The following is a 17,881-nucleotide window of genomic DNA, read 5'->3' as shown; positions in this document are numbered from 1 at the left end:
CGTTACGGTGACTCTATGGCGGGCCGTACCTCTCAGGCGAGCCGGCGACGCGGCGCGTCGCCGCGCGGCACCACGAACAGTCGTGCCCGTCAGCCGGCGAAGAAGACCAGCAAGGCGGCGCCCCGGCGGCGCACCGCCGCCGCCCGGCCGGGCCCCGCCGTCCACATCGGCCGCGCGATCGGCACGGTGTGGATGGGGCTGGCGCACGGTGTCGGCTGGGCGGTGCGGGCCGCCGGTCGGCAGGCCGCCTCGGCCCGCGACCTCGACCCGGAGCACCGGCGCGACGGCGGCGGTCTGTTGCTGCTCGGCCTCGCCCTGCTCAGCGCGGTGGCCATCTGGTTCTCCGGGGCCGGCCCGCTGGGCGCCCGGCTCGCGGACACGGTCCGGCTCTTCCTCGGGGCGATCTCGGTCGTCGTCCCGGTGCTGCTGTCGATCGGCGCCTGGCGGCTGATGCGTACGCCGGCCGATCCGGAGCACCGCGGCCGGGGCCTGGTCGGCTGGGGGTCCATGCTGGTCGCCACGGCGGCGATGCTGCACATCGGACAGAACCCGGTGGACTCGGTCCAGCGCGACTATGCCGGCGGCCTGATCGGCGCGGGCATCGGCGACCTGCTGGAGTCCGCCGTCACCGCCTGGGTGGCCGTGCCGCTGCTGCTCCTGCTGCTGGTCTTCGGCCTGCTGGTGGTCACCGCCACCCCGATCAACAAGATCCCGGAGCGGCTCGGGCTGCTCGCCGGGGCGGTCGTCGGCACGCCGCCGGCCGCCGACGAGGCCGAGGCGGTGGAGGCGGTCGAGAAGAAGCCGGCCCGCCGCCGCCCGGCCAAGCGCGCCGCGCCGCCGCTGCCGGACCCGGACGACTTCGAGGAGGCGTACGAGGGCGTCGACCTCCAGGAGACCGTGGTCCTGCCCCGCAAGCCCCCGGCGAAGGTGCCCGCCACCCGCAAGCCGGCCGAGCCGCCGGAGCACTCGCCCCCGCCCACCCGGGCCGAGCAGCTCGCGCTCAGCGGCCTGTCCGGCGACTACACGCTGCCGCCGGCCAACATGCTCAGCGGCGGCGCCGCGCCGAAGACCCGGAGCAAGGCCAACGACGAGATCATCGCGGCGCTGACCGGCGTGTTCGACCAGTTCGGGGTCGACGCCGAGGTGACCGGCTTCACCCGGGGCCCGACGGTCACCCGGTACGAGGTCGAGCTGGGGCCGGGCGTCAAGGTCGAGCGGATCACCCAGCTCTCCCGCAACATCGCGTACGCGGTGAAGTCGCCGGACGTGCGGATCCTCAGCCCGATCCCGGGCAAGAGCGCGGTCGGCGTGGAGATCCCGAACACCGACCCGGAGAACGTGGCCCTCGGCGACGTGCTGCGCTCGCGGGTGGCCACCAGCGACCACCACCCGATGGTGGTCGCCCTCGGCAAGGACATCGAGGGCGGCTTCGTGGTGGCCAACCTGGCGAAGATGCCGCACATCCTGATCGCGGGCGCCACCGGGGCCGGTAAGTCGTCATGCCTCAACACCCTGCTGGTGTCCATCCTCACCCGGGCCACCCCGGACGAGGTGCGGCTGCTGCTGATCGACCCGAAGCGGGTCGAGATGACCGGCTACGAGGGCATCCCGCACCTGGTCACCCCGATCGTGACCAACGCGAAGAAGGCGGCCGACTCGCTGGACTGGGTCGTCCGCGAGATGGACATGCGCTACGACGACCTCGCCGCCAACGGGGTCCGGCACATCGACGACTTCAACCGCAAGGTGCGCAACGGGGAGATCAAGGCCCCGCCGGGCAGCGAGCGGGAGATGCGGCCGTACCCGTACCTGCTGGTGATCGTCGACGAGTTGGCGGACCTGATGATGGTCGCGCCCCGCGACGTGGAGGACTCGGTCGTCCGGATCACCCAGCTCGCCCGCGCGGCCGGCATCCACCTGGTGCTGGCCACCCAGCGCCCCTCGGTCGACGTGGTCACCGGCCTGATCAAGGCGAACGTGCCGTCCCGGCTGGCGTTCGCCACCTCGTCGCTGGCCGACTCGCGGGTCATCCTGGACCAGCCGGGCGCGGAGAAGCTGCTCGGCCGGGGCGACGGCCTCTTCCTGCCGATGGGCGCGTCGAAGCCGATCCGGATCCAGGGCGCCTGGGTCACCGAGCGCGAGATCGCCGACGTGGTGAAGTTCTGCAAGGACCAGCGGGAGCCGGAGTTCCGCCCGGACGTGCTGGCCCCGGCGCAGGACACCAAGAAGAAGATCGACGAGGAGATCGGCGACGACCTCGACCTGCTGGTGCAGGCGGTCGAGCTGGTGGTCACCTCGCAGTTCGGCTCGACCTCGATGCTCCAGCGCAAGCTGCGGGTCGGCTTCGCCAAGGCGGGCCGGCTGATGGACCTGATGGAGACCCGGGGCGTGGTCGGCCCCTCGGAGGGCTCCAAGGCCCGCGACGTGCTGGTCAAGCCGGACGAGCTGGAGGAGGTCCTGGCCGGACTGGGCGGTGCGGGGGACTGACCGCGCCGGCGGGGTGGGCACCCCGTGGCGTCAGTGGAAGACCTTCAGGCCGACCACCCCGGCCACCACCAGCAGCAGGCAGAGGATCCGGGGCAGGCTGGTCGACTCGCCCAGCGCCAGCATCCCGACCAGCGCGGTGCCGACCGCGCCGATGCCGACCCAGACCACGTACCCGGTGCCGACCGGGATCTCCCGCAGCGCGTACGCCAGCCCCAGCATGCTGAGCACCAGCGTGCCGGCGAAGACGAGCGAGGGGAGGGGGCGGCTGAAGCCGGCGCTGCGGTCCAGCGAGATCGCCCACGCGGTTTCCAGGAGTCCGGAGACCACCAACACGATCCAGGCCATGTGACATCACCTCTGCGGGGGCCCGGACCACCGGGGACCGGGACGAGTGGGCACAACTCGCGGGCGTCTTGCCTGACCGGGTACGCCCACCCTCGTCCGGGGCGGCCGTCGTCGTGCCTCGGCCCCCACCCCTGACGCTAGCACCGTCGCCACCCACCCCGTCGATCATGGAGTCGTGGTGGGTGAAACGGCCCTGATGCCCGTTGTGTGGGGCAGCACGCCTCCATGATCGACGGGGTGGGGGGTTGAGGTGAAGGTGAGTTCAAGTTTCAGTATTGGGGGCATGGCTCTGTTTGTGTCCGACCGGGAGGTCTCCGCCGTGCTCGACGCGTCCACCACCGTGGCCGCGATGCGCGACGCCCTGCTCGCCGCCCACGCCGGCCGGCTGGTCGCGCCGCCCCGCGCGTCCGCCCCGCTGGGCGGGGGCCGGATGGTGCTCACCGCCGGGCAGCTCACCGACGAGTGGTACGGCTACCGCTCGTACGACACGTTCGGCCACCCGCAGGGCGAGCAGCTCGTCGTGCTGCACGACGGGCGGACCGGGGCGGTGCGGGCGGTCGCCGTCGGCGAGGAGCTGGGCTCCCGGCGTACCGGGGGACTGGGCGGGGTGGCCGTCGATGCGCTGGCCCGGCCGGACGCGGCCACCCTCGGCGTGATCGGCTCGGGCGGGCAGGCGTGGACCCAGGTCTGGGCCGCCGCCGCGGTCCGCCCGCTGCGCGAGGTGACCGTGCACAGCCGCTCGGCGGCCCGCCGGGAGGCGTTCGCCGCCCGGGTCCGCGCCGAGCTGGGCGTGCCGGCCCGGGCCGTGGACACCGCCCGGGCCGCCGTCGCCGGCCGGGACGTGGTGGTGCTCGCCACCACCAGCCCCACGCCGGTGCTGGCCGCCGCCGACCTGGCCCCCGGCGCCCACGTCAACGCGGTCGGCTTCAAGCAGCGCGGCCGGGCCGAGTTCGCCGCCGACCTGCTGGACGCCGCCGACGTCCTGGTCACCGACTCGGCGGCCCAGGCGAGGGCGTACGACCCGCCGATGCTCGCGGCGCTGCCCCCGTACGCCGGGCGGCTGGCCGACCTGGGCGCGGTGCTGGCCGGGGCGGTCCCCGGAAGGACCGGCGCGGACCAGGTGTCGGTGTTCTGCTCCACCGGCCTGGCCGGCACCGAGGTCTTCCTGCTCGACCGGCTGCTGCGGGTCGGCGCGGCCCGGCGCTGACCGGCGGGCCCGGCGCCCGGCGGGCGGCGACCGCCGTTGCCGGGCCGGTCTGCCGCGCCCGGTACCCTCGGATGGTGTCTGCCACCTCCCCTTCCGACGGCTCCAGCTCGGCGCGTCTGGCGCCGCGCCGCGACCTGGAGCCGTCGTCCACCGCCACCGCCACCGCCGGCCGCCGCGTCGCCCTGCTGACGCTGGGCTGCGCCCGTAACGAGGTCGACTCGGAGGAGTTGGCCGCCCGGCTGCACGCCGACGGCTGGCAGGTCACCACCGACGGCGAGGGCGCCGACGTGGTGGTCGTCAACACCTGCGGATTCGTGGAGAAGGCCAAGCAGGACTCGATCCAGACGCTGCTGGCCGCCGCCGACACCGGCGCGAAGGTGGTCGCCGCGGGCTGCATGGCCGAGCGGTACGGCCGGGAGCTGGCCGACAGCCTGCCCGAGGCTCAGGCGGTGCTGAGCTTCGACGACTACCCGGACATCGCCGCCCGGCTCGACGCGGTCGTGGCCGGCGAGGCGATCGACGCGCACACCCCACGCGACCGGCGCGAGCTGCTGCCGCTGACGCCGGTCGCCCGGCGCGACAGCGCGGTCTCGCTGCCCGGCCACGGCACTGCGCGGACGGCCGTGCAGGCCGACGAGCACACCCCGGCCCACCTGCGCCAGGTGCTGCGGCGCCGGCTCGACACCGGCCCGGTGGCGTCGCTCAAGCTGGCCAGCGGCTGCGACCGGCGCTGCGCGTTCTGCGCCATCCCGGCCTTCCGCGGCGCCTTCGTCTCGCGTACGCCCGACGAGCTGCTCGCCGAGGCCGAGTGGCTGGCCCGCGGCGGCGTCCGGGAACTGGTGCTGGTCAGCGAGAACTCGACGTCGTACGGCAAGGACCTGGGCGACCCCCGGGCGCTGGAGAAGCTGCTGCCGCAGCTCGCCGCCGTGTCCGGCATCGTCCGGGTCCGGGTGAGCTACCTCCAGCCCGCGGAGACCCGGCCCGGGCTGGTCGAGGCGATCGCCGGCACGCCGGGCGTCGCGCCCTACTTCGACCTGTCGTTCCAGCACTCCAGCGAGCCGGTGCTGCGCCGGATGCGCCGGTTCGGCTCCACCGACCGGTTCCTGGAGCTGCTGGCCTCCGCCCGCGCCCTGGCCCCGGCGGCGGGCGCGCGGAGCAACTTCATCGTCGGCTTCCCCGGCGAGACCCGGGGCGACGTCGAGGAGCTGGTCCGGTTCCTCACCGAGGCGCGGCTCGACGCGATCGGCATGTTCGACTACAGCGACGAGGACGGCACCGAGGCCGCCGGCCTGCCCGGCAAGGTCTCCGCCGCCACCATCAAGCGCCGGTACGACCGGCTCGGCGCGCTCGCCGACGAGCTGTGCTCGCAGCGCGCCGAGGAGCGGCTCGGCTCCACGGTCGAGGTGCTGGTCGACTCGATCGACGACGGCGTGGTCGAGGGCCGGGCGGCGCACCAGGCCCCCGAGGTCGACGGCTCGACCACGCTGGTCGCCCCGGCCGAGGGTGGCGTGGACCTGGCCGCGTTGCGCCCCGGCGACCTGGTGCGGGCGACGGTCACCGCCACCGAAGGGGTGGACCTGGTCGCGGTGCCGGATGAGATGATCTCGGCGGCGCCCGGCGCGGAACGGTGACGGCGGGCCCTGAGGAAGCGGGGGAGCCACGTGGTGCGGTGCCAGGTTCGCCACAGCGGCCCGATCGGGGCGCGCCGGTGACTCCGGCGGCGGAGTCGACGCCGTCGCCGGTGGTCGCCCGGGTGCCGGTGCTCAACGCGGCCAACGCGCTGACCCTGCTGCGGCTGGTGCTGGTGCCGGTCTTCGTGGCGATGGTCGTGGTGTCGCAGATGAGCCAGGCCGGCTGGCGGATCGTGGCCTGCCTGATCTTCGTCTTCGCCTCGGCCACCGACCTGGTGGACGGCTGGATCGCCCGCCGCTTCGGCCTGGTCACCTCCGTCGGCAAGGTGGCCGACCCGATCGCCGACAAGGCGCTGACCGGCGCCGCCCTGGTGCTGCTGTCCTGGTACGACCTGCTGCCCTGGTGGGTGACCGTGGTGATCCTGGCCCGCGAGCTGGGCATCACGGCGCTGCGGTTCTGGGTGATCCGGCACGGCGTCATCGCGGCCAGCCGGGGTGGCAAGATCAAGACCGCGCTCCAGGTCCTCGCGATCACCTGGTACCTCTGGCCGATGCCGGCTGCCCTCGCCGCCGTCGGCCCGTGGATCATGGCCGCCGCGGTGGTGGTCACAGTGGTCACCGGCTTCGACTACATCGCCCAGGCCCTTCGGCTGCGCCGGCCCCGCTCCTGACCCCGACCCCCGGTGAGCACGGGTGGGTCGCGTCCGCCCGGCGTGTCCGGGCGAGCACCAACCGACCACCGCTGGCGGGCGGGAGGATGCGGGGGCGGGAGGATGCGGGGGCGGCAGCGGCGGGGAAAGGAACGTGGACATGGGGACGGACGCGAACGGGCTGCGGCCGGTCGGCAACCCGGCGGCCGGGGTGGTGCACCGCCTCGCCCTGCGGCACGAGACGCTGGCGACGGTGGAGTCGCTCACCGGCGGGCTGCTCTCGGCCGCGCTCGTGGAGATCGCCGGGGTGAGCGGCGTCTACCGGGGCGGGCTGGTCGTGTACGCCACCGAGCTGAAGGCGCGGCTGGCCGGCGTACCGGAGGACCTGCTGGCCGACCGCGGACCGGTCGACCCGGACGTGGCCCTCGCCCTCGCCGAGGGCGGCCGGCGGCGCTGCGGCGCCGACTGGGGGCTGGCCACCACGGGCGTGGCCGGGCCGGAGCCGCAGGACGGCAAGCCGGTCGGGCTGGTCTACGTCGCCGTCGCCGGGCCGACCGGCGCCGAGGTCACCCGGCTCGACCTGGACGGCGGCCGGGACCACATCCGTTCCGCCGCGGTGATCGAGGCGTTCCGGATGCTGGCCGAGCGGATCCACGCGGCGGGCCCGGCGACCGGGCCGGGTGCGCCCGCCGCCGACGACGGCGATCCCGCGACCGCCGCGACGGACGGGCGTTGAACGGCCACCGCCAGATGGTGGGGCGGGGTGGGATGTCACCGGGGCCGGCAACGGGTACGGTTGCGGGAAGGCTCCGACGCGCGTCGTCGGCACCGGGGCGGTGCACCGCGCCGGGAACGACGACCGTCGGAGGGTGAGACACGTCAGGGGAGGTGCGATGGTCCTGCTACGCCGGGTGATCGGTGACGCACTGCGGGCGCGCCGGCAGGGGCAGCACCGCACCCTGCGCGAGGTCTCCTCCGCGGCGAACGTGAGCCTGGGCTACCTGTCCGAGATCGAGCGCGGTCAGAAGGAGCCCTCCAGCGAGCTGCTGGCCGCCATCTGCGACGCCCTCGGCGCCCGGCTCTCCGAGCTGCTCCGCGACGTCAGCGACACGGTCGCCCTCGCCGAACAGCTCCCCGGGGTGCTGGTGCCGGTGCAGGACGAGACCGCCGGCCCGGCCGAGCCGACGCCGGTGGGCCGCGCGGCCGTCCGCAGCGCCGCCGGCCGCGGGGTGCGCCAGGTCACCACGGGCGGCCCGGTGTCGGTCGCGGTGCACCAGGACTCGCCGCTGAAGGCCACCCTGCGCAGCACGCGGGTGCGCTCCGCCGAGCGCGACCGCGACGTCGTCTGCGCCGCCTGACCCGGTCCTGCGCGCGGCCACCCCGGCCGGCGCGTCGCCGCCCGCCGGCCCGACCGCGCGCGGCCCAAACCCCGGCCGCCGACGACGTGGCCGGGCTTTCCCCCGCCGCGTACTGTTGATCAGACGGTGGCGCGTGCCGCTCGTGGCGTACGGACGGCCGGGCTGGCGCCCGGCTGGGACGATGGGGCCACTGTCGCGTGCGACCACCGGACCGCCCGGCACGGCCGAGGCGGCGCGACTCTAACTGAGGGGATACCGCGGAGATGGCGAACCCGTTCGTCAAGGGCTGGAAATACCTGATGGCGCTCTTCGGTGCCCGGATCGACGAGCACGCCGACCCCAAGGTGCAGATCCAGCAGGCCATCGAGGAGGCGCAGCGCCAGCACCAGGCGCTGGTCCAGCAGGCGGCGGCGGTGATCGGCAACCAGCGTCAGCTGGAGCTGAAGCTGTCCCGGCAGATGTCCGAGGTCGAGCGCCTCCAGGGCAACGCCCGGCAGGCCCTGGTCCTCGCCGACCAGGCCCGGGCCCGTGGCGACGAGGCGGAGGCCGGCAAGTACGAGCAGTCCGCCCAGGTGCTGGCCACCCAGCTCGTCTCGGCCGAGCAGGCCACGGAGGACCTGAAGACCCTGCACGACCAGGCGCTCGGCGCCGCCGCGCAGGCCCGCCGGGCGGTGGAGAACAACTCGATGATCCTCCAGCAGAAGCTGGCCGAGCGCACCAAGCTGCTCAGCCAGCTCGAGCAGGCCAAGATGCAGGAGAGCGTGGCCCGCTCGCTGGAGTCGATGTCCTCGCTGACCGCGTCCGGCAGCACCCCCTCGCTGGACGAGGTGCGGGACCGGATCGAGAAGCGTTACGCCACCGCGATGGGCCGGGCCGAGCTGGCCGGCAACTCCGTCGAGGGCCGGATGCTGGAGATCCAGAAGGCGACGCTGGACTCGGCCGGCTCGTCCCGGCTGGAGCAGATCCGCTCCAGCATGGCCGGCGAGCAGCTCGCCGGCCGGCAGGACCGCTCGGCGGCGGGGCAGCAGGGCCAGCCCGCGCCGGCCGCCGACCCGGCCGCCGCGGCCCGGCTCGACCAGATCCGGGCCAGCATGGGTCAGGAGCGCGGCACCGGGGACAGCACCGCCGCCGGCTGAGCGGCAGCAGCGCCGCTGGTCGGGCGGCACCAGGGCCGGTCGGGGCCGGCGGCGGGCGCGCCGAAGGCCGGGGCGGCCGGATCGAGGAGGCACGGGTGGCAGACGAGCGAGCACGGTACTTCCGTCAACTGAGCCGGCTGCGGCGGTCCGCCCGGCGGTGGAGTGTCCTGGGCGGCGGCCTGACCGGGGCGGCGGCCGTGCTGACCCCGTACGCGGGGCTCGGGCTGCCCGACGCGGCCTGGGCCGGCGCCGCGGGCAGCGCGGTGGCGCTGGCCGCCTGGCGCTGGCTCGACCTGCGGGCCCACGCGGCCCGCCCCGCGCCCCCGGCGCTCGACCCGGCCGAGGCCGCCGCCCGGTCCCGGGCCCGGCTGGTCGCCGCCGTCGAACGGCTCCCCGCCGGGCAGGGGGTGCTGGCCGAGGTGCGCCGGGTGCGGTCCCGGTTGACCCTGCGTGGCACCAGCGTGGCCGAGCCGTGGGCCCGGCTGGACCGGGCCGCGCTGACCCTCGGCGGGATGGCCGGCCGGCTGACCGGGCTGGCCGAGCCGGCCGTGTTGGAGGCCGCCGCCGCGGACCGCTCGCTGCGCGAGCTGGCCGGGCGGGTGGCCAGCGTCGAGCGGGCCCTGCAACTCGCCCCGGCCGACGCCCGGGCACCGCTCGCCGACGCCCACCGCGAGCTGTCCACGCAGCTCCAGAGCGGGGTCACCGCGTACGAGCGGCTGGTGGTGGCCGCCGCCGGCTACCTGGCCGAGGACGCCCGCCCCAGCACCGAGCACGCCGCCGCGTCCCGGCTCGCCGAGGCGACCGACCTGCTGCACGGGGTGGCCTCGGCGCTGGCCGAGCTACGCACGGTCGGCGACCCGCTGCGCGCCCCCCGCTGACCGCTCAGCCGGGGGTGGTCACCGCCACCGGCGAGGTGAACGGCGAGCTGCCGACCACGTTGAACGACCGCACCCGGTAGTGGTACGTCACGCCCCGGGCCAGCCCGGTGTTGGTGAACCCCCGCCCGTGCACCGTGAACGCGACGACCTCCCGCTCGAACGCCGGGTCGAGGGCGCGCTGCACCACGAACCCGGCCCCCGGCCCACCCGGCGGCCCCGCCGCCCAGGTCAGCGCCACCGTCGCCGTGTCCGGCGCGGGGGCGCTCGCGGCGCCGGCCAGCGCCGTCGGCGGCGCTGGCCGGGGCGGAGTGGTGACGGTGGCGACCGTCGACCACGGCGACGCCGCGCCCAGGTAGGTGGTGCGCACCCGGTAGTAGTAGGTGGTCTCCGGGGCGACCACGGCGTCCACGTGCTGCTCGCCCACCCCGATCGCCGTGGTGACCGGCCCGCTGGTGAAGGTGGGGTTGGTGGCCCGCTGCACGTCCACGCCCGTGGCGAAGGAGCGGTTCGCCCAGCGCAGCGCCACCCGTGGCGGCGCGGCCGGCGGGACCGCCGCGACCAGCCCGGACGGGGCGGCGAGCCGCACCCCCGCCGGCACCCCGTTGGACCAGGCTGAGCAGCTCACCTCGTTCTCCGCCCGGATCCGGTAGTGGTACGTCACCCCCGGGGTGACCGTCGCGTCGGTGTACCGGGAGGCGGCGGCGGCCACCGTGATCGCGGTGACCCCCTCGGTGAACGCGGCGTCGGTGGCCCGCTGGAGCAGGTGGCTGCGGGCCGGCGGGTGACTGCCGTTGCCGGTCCAGGTCAGCGCGATCGCCGGCAGCACGGTCGCCGAGCCGGCCACCGGCGTGGCGGTCAGCCCGGTCGGGGCCTTCGGGGCGACCCGCAGCACCAGCGGGCGGCTCATGCCCTGGTCCCGGTGGCCGCCGAGCTGGCTGTGCCAGCGGTACTCCCAGCCCATGTTGACCAACTGGTTCACCACCGCCGCCGGCCGGCCGTCGAGCGGGCTGACCGCGGTCGAGCCGATCCGGGCGCCGGCCGGGCGGGTCGGGTCGAGCAGCCGGACGCTGTCACCGAGCTTGAACGGCAGGGCGGGCGCGACGGGACGCAGCGCCACGATCACGTCCTCCCGGGGGTTGACCCGGATCGTCTCCTTCCACCCCAACTCGTTGGCCTCCGGCAGGCGGATCGTGCCGTCCCGGCCGACCCGGTTGACGAGTTGCACGTCGCAGCCGCCGACGTGCACGGGGTGGGTCTGCCCGGCGTCCCCGGTGATCCGCCAGAGCTGGGTGCCGTCCGCGGGCGCGCCGATCGGGACCGTCGGGTCGGCGATCACCAGGGTCTCGGTGGCCGGGTCGACCGGCCCGAGCGGCAGGGTCACCGGGCCGAGCGGTCCGGCGTTCGGGTGGGCGACCCCGAGCCGGCCGGCCACCCGCCCGTACGCCGGTTCGAACACCTGCCCCACCGCCTTCACCGCCAGCGGCAGGGTCACCGGGGCGGCGGCCCCGGCCGGGGTGAAGCTGACCGAGGTGGCGTACGCCGTGACCACGGTCTCCCGGGCCGTGCGGGTGCCGAACGCGGCGTCGTACGCCGGCTGGGGCACGATCGGCGGGCGCTGGCTGGCCGCGTACGCGGCGGGCAGCCGGTCGGCGAGCCGGGCCAGGTCGAACGGCTCGGCGGGCTCGCCCGCCACCCGGAACTGGAGCAGGGTCCGGGTGTTCGGCCCGTACCCGGGGCGGGTGCCGGGGGCCCCGCCGACGGCGGTGCGGTCCGGCGCGCCGGTGTGGTGGTCGTAGCGGGGGTCGAACCGGGGCAGCGGGGCCGGGCAGTCGTTGTACAGGAGCACCGTGGCCCCGGGCGGGACGGCGGAGAAGTCGACCACCACGTCGGCCCGCTCGCCGGGGGCGAGCAGCAGGGCGTGCCCGTCGACGTTCAGCACGGTCGGGTCCTGCCGGTCGTACCGGTAGCCCACCGGGCGGTTGGGCAGCACCACCGGGGCGGGCAACAGCCCGCACTCGTTGCCCACCTGGACGAACTCCGGCCCGGTCGCGGCGGGGTCCGGCACCCCGCCGTCGCGGCCGTCGGTGGGCCAGTGCGCCGGGCGGCCGGGGCAGCGGACCGCGTCCACCATCGGCACCTCGCCCGCGTCGGCGTCGCGCAGCTCGCCGTCCGGGCCCCACATCGGCCCGTCCGAGCGGGCCCGGTAGAGCTGGAGGTTCAGGCCGCGGTCGGCGCAGGCGTTGAGGATCCGGAACCGGTACGCCTTCGGCGCCACCGTCAGGTACGGGTAGGCGACCCCGTTGACCAGCGGGGTGTCCCCGTACGCCTCGGGCACCGCCGACGGGTGCGGCACGCCCGGGGCCAGCGGCGGCTCGTCGGGGGCGGCGACCGGGTCGTGGTGCGGGTTCGGCGCCGGCCCGACGGGGTGGCCGTCGGGCTCCGGGTCCGGCCCCGGTCGGGCCGTCGCCTCCCGGCCCGGCGGGGGACCCGTCCACGGGCCGTAGTCCCAGCGGCCGGTCGGGTTGCCGCCCGAGGCCCGGTACGGGTTCTGTCGGGGCTGGTAGACGTGCGGGTGCCACAGGCTGCCGCGGGCCCCCCAGCGGTCCCGGTCCCAGGTCGGGTCCTGGGCGGCGAGCTGGGTGTCGTCCGGCACGAAGGTGCGGTCCTGGATCACCAGCGGAAGCTGTTCGGCGGGCAGCACGCCGTCGGCGACGAGGCGCTCCTCGGCCGGGTCGGTGAGCAGGTAGAGCGCGAGCTGACCGGAGTGGACGGTGAGCCGGGACAGGCCGAGCGTGTTGTCGTGCAGCCACATCAGCCGGCCGCTCTGCTCGTTCGGGTAGTACAGGGTCGTCGCCCCGGGGCCGGGCGGCGGCATGTCCGGCACGTGGGTCAGCCCCACCCCCGTCGGGTACGGGGTGATCTCACCGGCCGGGGTCACCCACTGCCACGGGTTGCCGGCGCTGATCCAGCCGGTCTGCCCGCCGTACAGGTGGGGCACCGCCCGGTTCTGCGGGTACGGCGCCGGACCGTCCAGCGGACCGACGCCCGCGCCGTCGAGGGACGGGTCGACGGGCAGGAACAGGTCGCCGGCCTGCCCGGTGGGAAGCTGGTTGATGAACTTGATCCGTACCGGCCGGCCCCGCCGGGCCACGATCACCGGCCCGAGCAGGTACGGCCGGTCGGGCGGGGCGACCGTGTTGTGCCCGGAGCCGTCGGTGCCCAGGTTGAGCTGCCGGTAGCCGCGCAGCCGGGTGGCGGGCAGGTCGCGGTGCAGACGCTGGGCGTACTCCTGGAGGCCGATCTCGTAGTAGTCGCAGCCCGGCCAGGTGATGGTGTCCGGGACGCCCACCGGCAGGTACCCGCCCAGCTCGGTGCGGCCCGCCTCGCCCGGGCCCGGCAGCGCGTCGACGAACTTGCGCAGGCCGGTGCCCGGCACCGTCCCGCCCCGCCCGTCGGGGACCGGCAGCGGGCTGGTGGCGAAGTTGGGCACCGGCCCGAAGCAGCGCGGGACCGCCGCCGGGTCGAGGCTGGCCGGGGCGGGGGTCGCCGCCTCGGCGGCCCGGGCCCCCGGCACGGTCGGCCCGGCCTCCCGGCCGGTGCGGACGGCCCGGTCGGTGCGGTTGGAGCGCAGTCTGCGGAACAGCACCATGGCTCTCCCCGGGATCGAGGCGCGGCAGCCGCCACCCCCTCGGGGCGGCCGTCGCGCCTGTTGACGATCGGTGAGCACTCAACCGCAGCATGCGACGTCGGACCCCGGGTTAGGAATTACCCAATCGTCCCTATCTGTCGACGTCCCGGACCGTGGGACGGGTGCGTCGGGGCAGGTCAGGGCGTCGCCCGGCCCCGGCCGTCGGGGTCAGCGGGGCGCGGGTCGGGTCAGCGGGGCCGCCGGTGCGGGCGGCGCGTCGCCCGGCGGGGCGGGCTGGCAGGCCGGGCACCAGTAGGTGACCCGCTCGCCCAACTCCTCCCTGCGGATCGCGGTGCCGCACCGGCGGCAGGGCTGCGCCCGCCGGCCGTACACGTAGCTGGTCCGCCCCCGGTGCAGCGAGCCGGTGGTGCTCTGGGTCCACCGCCCCCGGTTGGCCGCCAGCAGCTTGCGCGCGAGCGCCACCGTGCCGGCGAGGTCGGGCACCGCGCCGACCGGGGTCCACGGCGAGATCCCGCGCAGGAACAGCACCTCGCACTTGTACAGGTTGCCCACGCCGGCCAGGTTGCGCTGGTCGAGCAGCGCCTCCCCGATCGTCGCCGCCGGGTGCGCGGCGAGCCGGCGGACCGCCTCGGCCGGGTCCCAGTCCGCGCCGAGCAGGTCCGGCCCGAGGTGGCCCACCAGCGCGCCCTCCTCGGCCGTCGGCACCAGCGCCAGCTCGTGCAGGTGGTACCCGACGGCCACGGCCTCCGTGCCGCGCAGCACCGCCCGGATCAGGTGCGCGGGCCGGGCGGTCCAGCGTTCGCCCGGCGCGTACGCCCGCCAGGCCCCGTCCATCCGCAGGTGCGAGTGCAGCGTCCAGTGGGTGGTCCCGTCGGCCGGGTCTGCGGGCAGCGGCTCCGGGGCGGCCAGCCGCAGCAGCAGGTGCTTGCCCCGGCTGGCCGACTCGCGCACCGTCCAGCCGGTCAGGTCGGTGGTGGCCAGCCCCGGCACCCGGAAGTCGGAGCCGGTGAGCCGGGCCCCGCCGAGGGCGCGGTGCAGGACGCGGGCGGTGTTCCAGACGGTGTCGCCTTCGGGCACCCCACCATTCTCCCTCCCCGAGTGGGATTCGCATGTATCGCTATTTGTACTGAGGTTCCCATCTATCCAGGGAAACGTAACGATCGGGGTGTTCTGAGGAGGAACAACGTGAATCATCCGCGAAGTCGTACCCGTACCCTCGTCCTCGCCCCGCTGCTCGTCGGCGCCCTCGCCGTCGCGCTCTCCCCGGCCGCCGCCCCGGTCCCGCCCGCCCTGGCCCTGCGGCCGGCCGCCGCCGTACCTGCCACGTCCGCCCCCGCCGCCGACGCGGTCGTGCCGACCGAGCGGTGGGACGTCGACCTGTCCCGCACCGGCGGCCTCAACGCCCGCTGGGCCGACGGCGGGCTCCGGCTGGCCGACCGGGCGCCGCGTGCCGTCACCTCCGCCGCCCTGGACCGGCACGCGCCGGTCGCCGAGGGCGCGTACCTGAGCCCGGAGCAGGCCCTGACCCGACCCGCCACCCGGGTCCGCGCCGAGGTGGCCGCGGACGCCGGCCCGGACGCCGAGGTGGAGGTCCAGGTGCGCGGCTGGCGCGCCGCCGGCTGGACCGAGTGGCGGACGGCCGGCCCGGCCGCCGTCTTCGACCAGCCGGTCACCCGGGTCCAGGCCCGGGTGCTGCTCACCGCCCGCGCCGCCGGGGCCACCCTGGCGGTACGCGCCGTCCAGCTCACCGCCGACCGGGCGGCCGTCGCCGCCGCCACCCCGGGGCGCAGCTACCGGGTCTACGCCACCCGGATCGGGCTGGTCGGCCAGACCACCGCCAACGGGCACGTCGTCACGTCCCGCGACCACTTCGCGGCGCTGCCGTCCCGGCGCTCACTGTCCCCGCTCGGCACCGGCGACTACACCGTCCGGGTCTGCACCACCAGCGGCAGCCGCTGCGAGTACGCGCCGGTCTGGGACGTCGGGCCGTGGAACACCCGGGACGACTACTGGAACCCCAGCGCCGTCCGGGAGAACTGGAAGGACCTGCCCCAGGGCCGCCCCGAGGCGCAGGCCGCGTACCAGGACGGCTACCACGGCGGGCGGGACCAGTTCGGCCGGACCGTGCTGAACCCGGGCGGCGTCGACCTCGCCGACGGCACCTTCTGGGACGGTTTGCAACTCACCGGCAACGCCTGGGTGGACGTCGCGTACCTGTGGACCGGCACCGGCCCGCACGGCGTGGTCGGCTCCGGCCCCCTCAACCTCCGCGCCGGCCCCGGCACCGGGTACGCCGCCCGTGGCCTCGCCGCCACGTACGCCCACGTGCCGATCGAGTGCTACGTCACCGGTCAGACCGTCAGCGGTCCCTACCGGACCACGAACCGGTGGAACCGTCTCGCCAGCGGGCAGTACGTCAGCCACGCGTACATCTCCGCCGTGTACGGCGGCACCGCGCCGCGCTGCTGACCGCCGTCCGGCGTGCCCCGATCCGGTGCGCCCCGGTCAGGGGCGTTCCTCGGGGCGCGCCGGGCGCACGATGTCCTGGTAGCGGGGGTGGCTGGCACCGTAGATGGCGAAGTTGAGCCGCGCGAGGGACAGGCTCAGGTCGCCGTTCGGGCCGCCCCGCACCACGTCCGCGTCGGCGTCACCCTGGCCGTCGTCGGTCCAGAAGCAGACCGGGCACGTGCCGCCACCGGTCCTGGACGCGCAGCAGGGGCATGCCGACGGAACCCATTGATCACCCACCGGAAGAGCATTCCACAACCGGCCACCGGGCATCAGTCCGGCAGTGGTCCGATTTCGGCACCCGCCGGACGGCCGGGCGGCTCCTCGGCCGCCGCGGTGACGGACACCAGGTCACCCGGGCCGACCGCGAGCACGTCGGCGGCCCGGCCGCCGTTCACCGCCACCGCGACCCGGCCCGCGGAGTCCACGTGCACCACCAGCTCGCCCGGCGGGGCGTCGCCGAAGGTGCGCCCGTGCGTCGCCGGGCGGCCGGCCACCCGCAGCCGGGCCGGCAGCGCGGCCAGCAGCCCGCCCGGCGCGGCGAGCTGCACGTTGCCGAAGTGGTCCACGGTCAACACCTCGGCGGTGAGGCCGCCGTCGCCCGATCGGACCACCGGCTCGGGGAGCCGGACCAGGCCGGCGGGGTCGACCGCCGGGCCGGCGTCGGCCAGCGGGGCGCCCAGCGCCAGCCGGGCCGCGACCGGGGCGAAGACGTCCCGGCCGTGGAAGGTGCGGGACACCTCGGGGGCCAGCCAGTGCGGGTTGGTCAGCTCGACGGCGGACGTGATGCCGCCCAGCGCGGTGGCGGCGTCCAGCAGCAGCCCGTTGTCCGGCCCGACCAGCAGCCCGCCCGGGGTGGCCAGGGCGATCCCGCGCCGGGCGGTGCCCACCCCCGGATCGACCACCGCGACGTGCACCCCGACCGGCAGGTACGGCACCGTCTGGGCGAGCACGGCGGCGCCCCGGCGCACGTCGGCCGGCGGGACCAGGTGGGTCACGTCGATCACCCGGGCGGCCGGGGCGAGCCGCCCGAGCACCCCGTGGCAGGCGGCCACGAACCCGTCGGCGAGGCCGTAGTCGGTGGTCAGCGAGATCCACGCCGGGGCATCGCCGACGCCGTCTCGCGGCCCGCTGGTCACCTCCGCCCCCGGCTCCCGCTCGTGCGGCACGTCCGTCGCCGCCCGGTCCGTCGGCTCCGCCCGTCGTACGCTCACCACGCCGTACCCCTCCCGCCCGCCGCGAGGGCGGCGGGCTGCCGGCTCGACGCTAACCTCTCGGGCATGACCCGCGTGCTGCTGGTGCCCGGCCGCAACGAGCCGCTACCTGGCCGCTGGCAGGAGCGGCTGCGCGGCCGGGACCCGGAGCGCCCGCGCCCGCCTGATCGCCCCCTGGTCGGGGGACGGTCGGACGACGCCGCGAGCGGGACGGTGACTCAGCACCGCACCGCGTAACTGGATCCGTAGGCCCACCGCAGGGTGGCGTACGAGAACCACTCCTGGTGCCAGTACCGGAACGTGAGGATCGCGAGGTACGGCCGCTGCCAGGAGGTGCGTTGCCCGACGAACCGTTCGGCCTCCGACTCCGCCGGGTAGCGGTCGGCGGTGCTGGTGCAGGCCGCGGTGCCGAACCCGTCGGTCGTCGGGATCTCGGTGCTGGAGAGCAGCGAGTCGCCGGAGCAGCTGGCCACGTAGCTGTTCCGGTAGTACCACGTCGACCCGCTCAACTCCTGCACCATCCAGTACCGGTAGGTGTAACTGCCGTTGGACCGGCTACCGACGTGCGACCAGGTCAGGGCAAGTGGGCGACTGATGTCCGGAGGCTGGCTGAAACCGCTGGCGTAGCAGAGGGGATCGGCGGCCTGCGGGGTGGGCCGAGCCGACGCTGGGGTCGTCAGCGCCGTGGGGGCGGCCAGGCCCAGCATCAGGCTGAGTACCAGGAGCAGGGTGGAGGGACGCCGGCGGCGGAACGTGGGCGGGGCGTGGTTGGGGGACACGGGTCACCTCCGTGGCGGAACGGCAGGCGCGGGCGACGG

At 75.9% G+C, this 17,881-nt stretch carries 16 protein-coding genes and 1 riboswitch; of the genes, 10 read left to right on the top strand and 6 right to left on the bottom strand.

All coding sequences use genetic code 11. From position 1 onward, the window contains the following. Nucleotides 1–15 precede the first annotated feature (15 nt). Complete coding sequence (locus OOK41_RS26525) at nucleotides 16–2,487, top strand: DNA translocase FtsK (RefSeq protein WP_117666505.1); 2,472 nt, start codon at nucleotides 16–18, stop codon at nucleotides 2,485–2,487. A gap of 30 nt (nucleotides 2,488–2,517) precedes the next feature. Here OOK41_RS26525 and OOK41_RS26520 read toward each other — a convergent pair whose 3' ends face one another. Continuing rightward, nucleotides 2,518–2,832 (bottom strand): multidrug efflux SMR transporter, encoded by a 315-nt coding sequence (locus OOK41_RS26520; protein ID WP_117666507.1) that lies wholly within the window; start codon nucleotides 2,830–2,832, stop codon nucleotides 2,518–2,520. Between the two features lie 57 nt (nucleotides 2,833–2,889). Continuing rightward, a riboswitch (guanidine-III (ykkC-III) riboswitch) is annotated at nucleotides 2,890–2,961 on the bottom strand. Nucleotides 2,962–3,115: 154 nt separating this feature from the next. On the opposite strand from OOK41_RS26520, the gene OOK41_RS26515 reads away from it, so the two are divergent. From OOK41_RS26515 to OOK41_RS26485, 7 genes are all read left to right on the top strand, one after another. Then, nucleotides 3,116–4,039, top strand: a complete 924-nt coding sequence (locus OOK41_RS26515; protein ID WP_266267103.1) for an ornithine cyclodeaminase family protein — start codon at nucleotides 3,116–3,118, stop codon at nucleotides 4,037–4,039. A gap of 134 nt (nucleotides 4,040–4,173) precedes the next feature. Further along, on the top strand, nucleotides 4,174–5,670 hold the full coding sequence (gene rimO / locus OOK41_RS26510) for a 30S ribosomal protein S12 methylthiotransferase RimO (RefSeq protein ID WP_266268002.1): 1,497 nt from the start codon (nucleotides 4,174–4,176) through the stop codon (nucleotides 5,668–5,670). Between the two features lie 77 nt (nucleotides 5,671–5,747). Next, the gene (pgsA, locus tag OOK41_RS26505; protein ID WP_117666511.1) at nucleotides 5,748–6,341 is read left to right on the top strand and encodes a CDP-diacylglycerol--glycerol-3-phosphate 3-phosphatidyltransferase; all 594 of its coding nucleotides are present in this window, start codon (nucleotides 5,748–5,750) and stop codon (nucleotides 6,339–6,341) included. A gap of 139 nt (nucleotides 6,342–6,480) precedes the next feature. Beyond that, a complete protein-coding gene (locus tag OOK41_RS26500) occupies nucleotides 6,481–7,056 on the top strand; it encodes a CinA family protein (RefSeq protein WP_117666513.1) in 576 nt (191 codons plus the stop codon). Nucleotides 7,057–7,213: 157 nt separating this feature from the next. After that, nucleotides 7,214–7,678: a helix-turn-helix domain-containing protein gene (locus OOK41_RS26495; RefSeq protein ID WP_266267102.1), complete on the top strand. Its 465-nt coding sequence runs from the start codon at nucleotides 7,214–7,216 to the stop codon at nucleotides 7,676–7,678. A gap of 263 nt (nucleotides 7,679–7,941) precedes the next feature. Further along, nucleotides 7,942–8,814: a PspA/IM30 family protein gene (locus tag OOK41_RS26490; protein WP_117666517.1), complete on the top strand. Its 873-nt coding sequence runs from the start codon at nucleotides 7,942–7,944 to the stop codon at nucleotides 8,812–8,814. 95 nt (nucleotides 8,815–8,909) lie between these two features. Further along, on the top strand, nucleotides 8,910–9,692 hold the full coding sequence (locus tag OOK41_RS26485; protein ID WP_266267101.1) for a hypothetical protein: 783 nt from the start codon (nucleotides 8,910–8,912) through the stop codon (nucleotides 9,690–9,692). 4 nt (nucleotides 9,693–9,696) lie between these two features. On the opposite strand, the gene OOK41_RS26480 is transcribed toward OOK41_RS26485, so the two are convergent. Together OOK41_RS26480 and OOK41_RS26475 are read right to left on the bottom strand one after the other, a co-directional pair. Beyond that, nucleotides 9,697–13,341, bottom strand: a complete 3,645-nt coding sequence (locus tag OOK41_RS26480; protein ID WP_266267100.1) for a multicopper oxidase domain-containing protein — start codon at nucleotides 13,339–13,341, stop codon at nucleotides 9,697–9,699. 207 nt (nucleotides 13,342–13,548) lie between these two features. Beyond that, nucleotides 13,549–14,418, bottom strand: coding sequence for a zinc finger domain-containing protein (locus OOK41_RS26475; protein WP_266267099.1), 870 nt, complete (start codon nucleotides 14,416–14,418; stop codon nucleotides 13,549–13,551). A 213-nt stretch (nucleotides 14,419–14,631) separates the two neighbouring features. Here OOK41_RS26475 and OOK41_RS26470 point away from each other — a divergent pair, with 213 nt between their 5' ends. Continuing rightward, nucleotides 14,632–15,810, top strand: a complete 1,179-nt coding sequence (locus OOK41_RS26470) for a hypothetical protein (protein WP_266268001.1) — start codon at nucleotides 14,632–14,634, stop codon at nucleotides 15,808–15,810. A gap of 36 nt (nucleotides 15,811–15,846) precedes the next feature. Here OOK41_RS26470 and OOK41_RS26465 read toward each other — a convergent pair whose 3' ends face one another. Beyond that, nucleotides 15,847–16,089: a CPCC family cysteine-rich protein gene (locus OOK41_RS26465; RefSeq protein ID WP_117666525.1), complete on the bottom strand. Its 243-nt coding sequence runs from the start codon at nucleotides 16,087–16,089 to the stop codon at nucleotides 15,847–15,849. A gap of 32 nt (nucleotides 16,090–16,121) precedes the next feature. Further along, complete coding sequence (locus tag OOK41_RS26460) at nucleotides 16,122–16,988, bottom strand: S-adenosyl-L-methionine hydrolase (protein WP_266267999.1); 867 nt, start codon at nucleotides 16,986–16,988, stop codon at nucleotides 16,122–16,124. A gap of 141 nt (nucleotides 16,989–17,129) precedes the next feature. Here OOK41_RS26460 and OOK41_RS26455 point away from each other — a divergent pair, with 141 nt between their 5' ends. Next, entirely contained in the window at nucleotides 17,130–17,300 is a 171-nt protein-coding gene (locus OOK41_RS26455) for a hypothetical protein (RefSeq protein WP_266267098.1), read from the top strand. Here the strand turns inward: OOK41_RS26455 and OOK41_RS26450 are convergent. Then, nucleotides 17,282–17,842, bottom strand: coding sequence for a hypothetical protein (locus tag OOK41_RS26450; RefSeq protein WP_117666527.1), 561 nt, complete (start codon nucleotides 17,840–17,842; stop codon nucleotides 17,282–17,284). The two genes, OOK41_RS26455 and OOK41_RS26450, sit on opposite strands and share 19 nt — an antisense overlap. Nucleotides 17,843–17,881 lie beyond the last annotated feature (39 nt).

Source organism: Micromonospora sp. NBC_01655, assembly GCF_026339755.1.
GTDB lineage: Bacteria > Actinomycetota > Actinomycetes > Mycobacteriales > Micromonosporaceae > Micromonospora.
This window is presented reverse-complemented; position numbering and strand designations above follow the sequence as displayed.

What these genes read in the sequence shown, in the direction of transcription:
- OOK41_RS26500 (WP_117666513.1), top strand. Translation starts at nt 6,481, where the DNA reads ATGGGGACGGACGCGAACGGGCTGCGGCCGGTCGGCAACCCGGCGGCC.
- OOK41_RS26495 (WP_266267102.1), top strand. Translation starts at nt 7,214, where the DNA reads ATGGTCCTGCTACGCCGGGTGATCGGTGACGCACTGCGGGCGCGCCGG.
- OOK41_RS26490 (WP_117666517.1), top strand. Translation starts at nt 7,942, where the DNA reads ATGGCGAACCCGTTCGTCAAGGGCTGGAAATACCTGATGGCGCTCTTC.
- OOK41_RS26525 (WP_117666505.1), top strand. Translation starts at nt 16, where the DNA reads ATGGCGGGCCGTACCTCTCAGGCGAGCCGGCGACGCGGCGCGTCGCCG.
- OOK41_RS26455 (WP_266267098.1), top strand. Translation starts at nt 17,130, where the DNA reads ATGACCCGCGTGCTGCTGGTGCCCGGCCGCAACGAGCCGCTACCTGGC.
- OOK41_RS26520 (WP_117666507.1), bottom strand. Translation starts at nt 2,832, where the DNA reads ATGGCCTGGATCGTGTTGGTGGTCTCCGGACTCCTGGAAACCGCGTGG.
- OOK41_RS26480 (WP_266267100.1), bottom strand. Translation starts at nt 13,341, where the DNA reads ATGGTGCTGTTCCGCAGACTGCGCTCCAACCGCACCGACCGGGCCGTC.
- OOK41_RS26515 (WP_266267103.1), top strand. Translation starts at nt 3,116, where the DNA reads ATGGCTCTGTTTGTGTCCGACCGGGAGGTCTCCGCCGTGCTCGACGCG.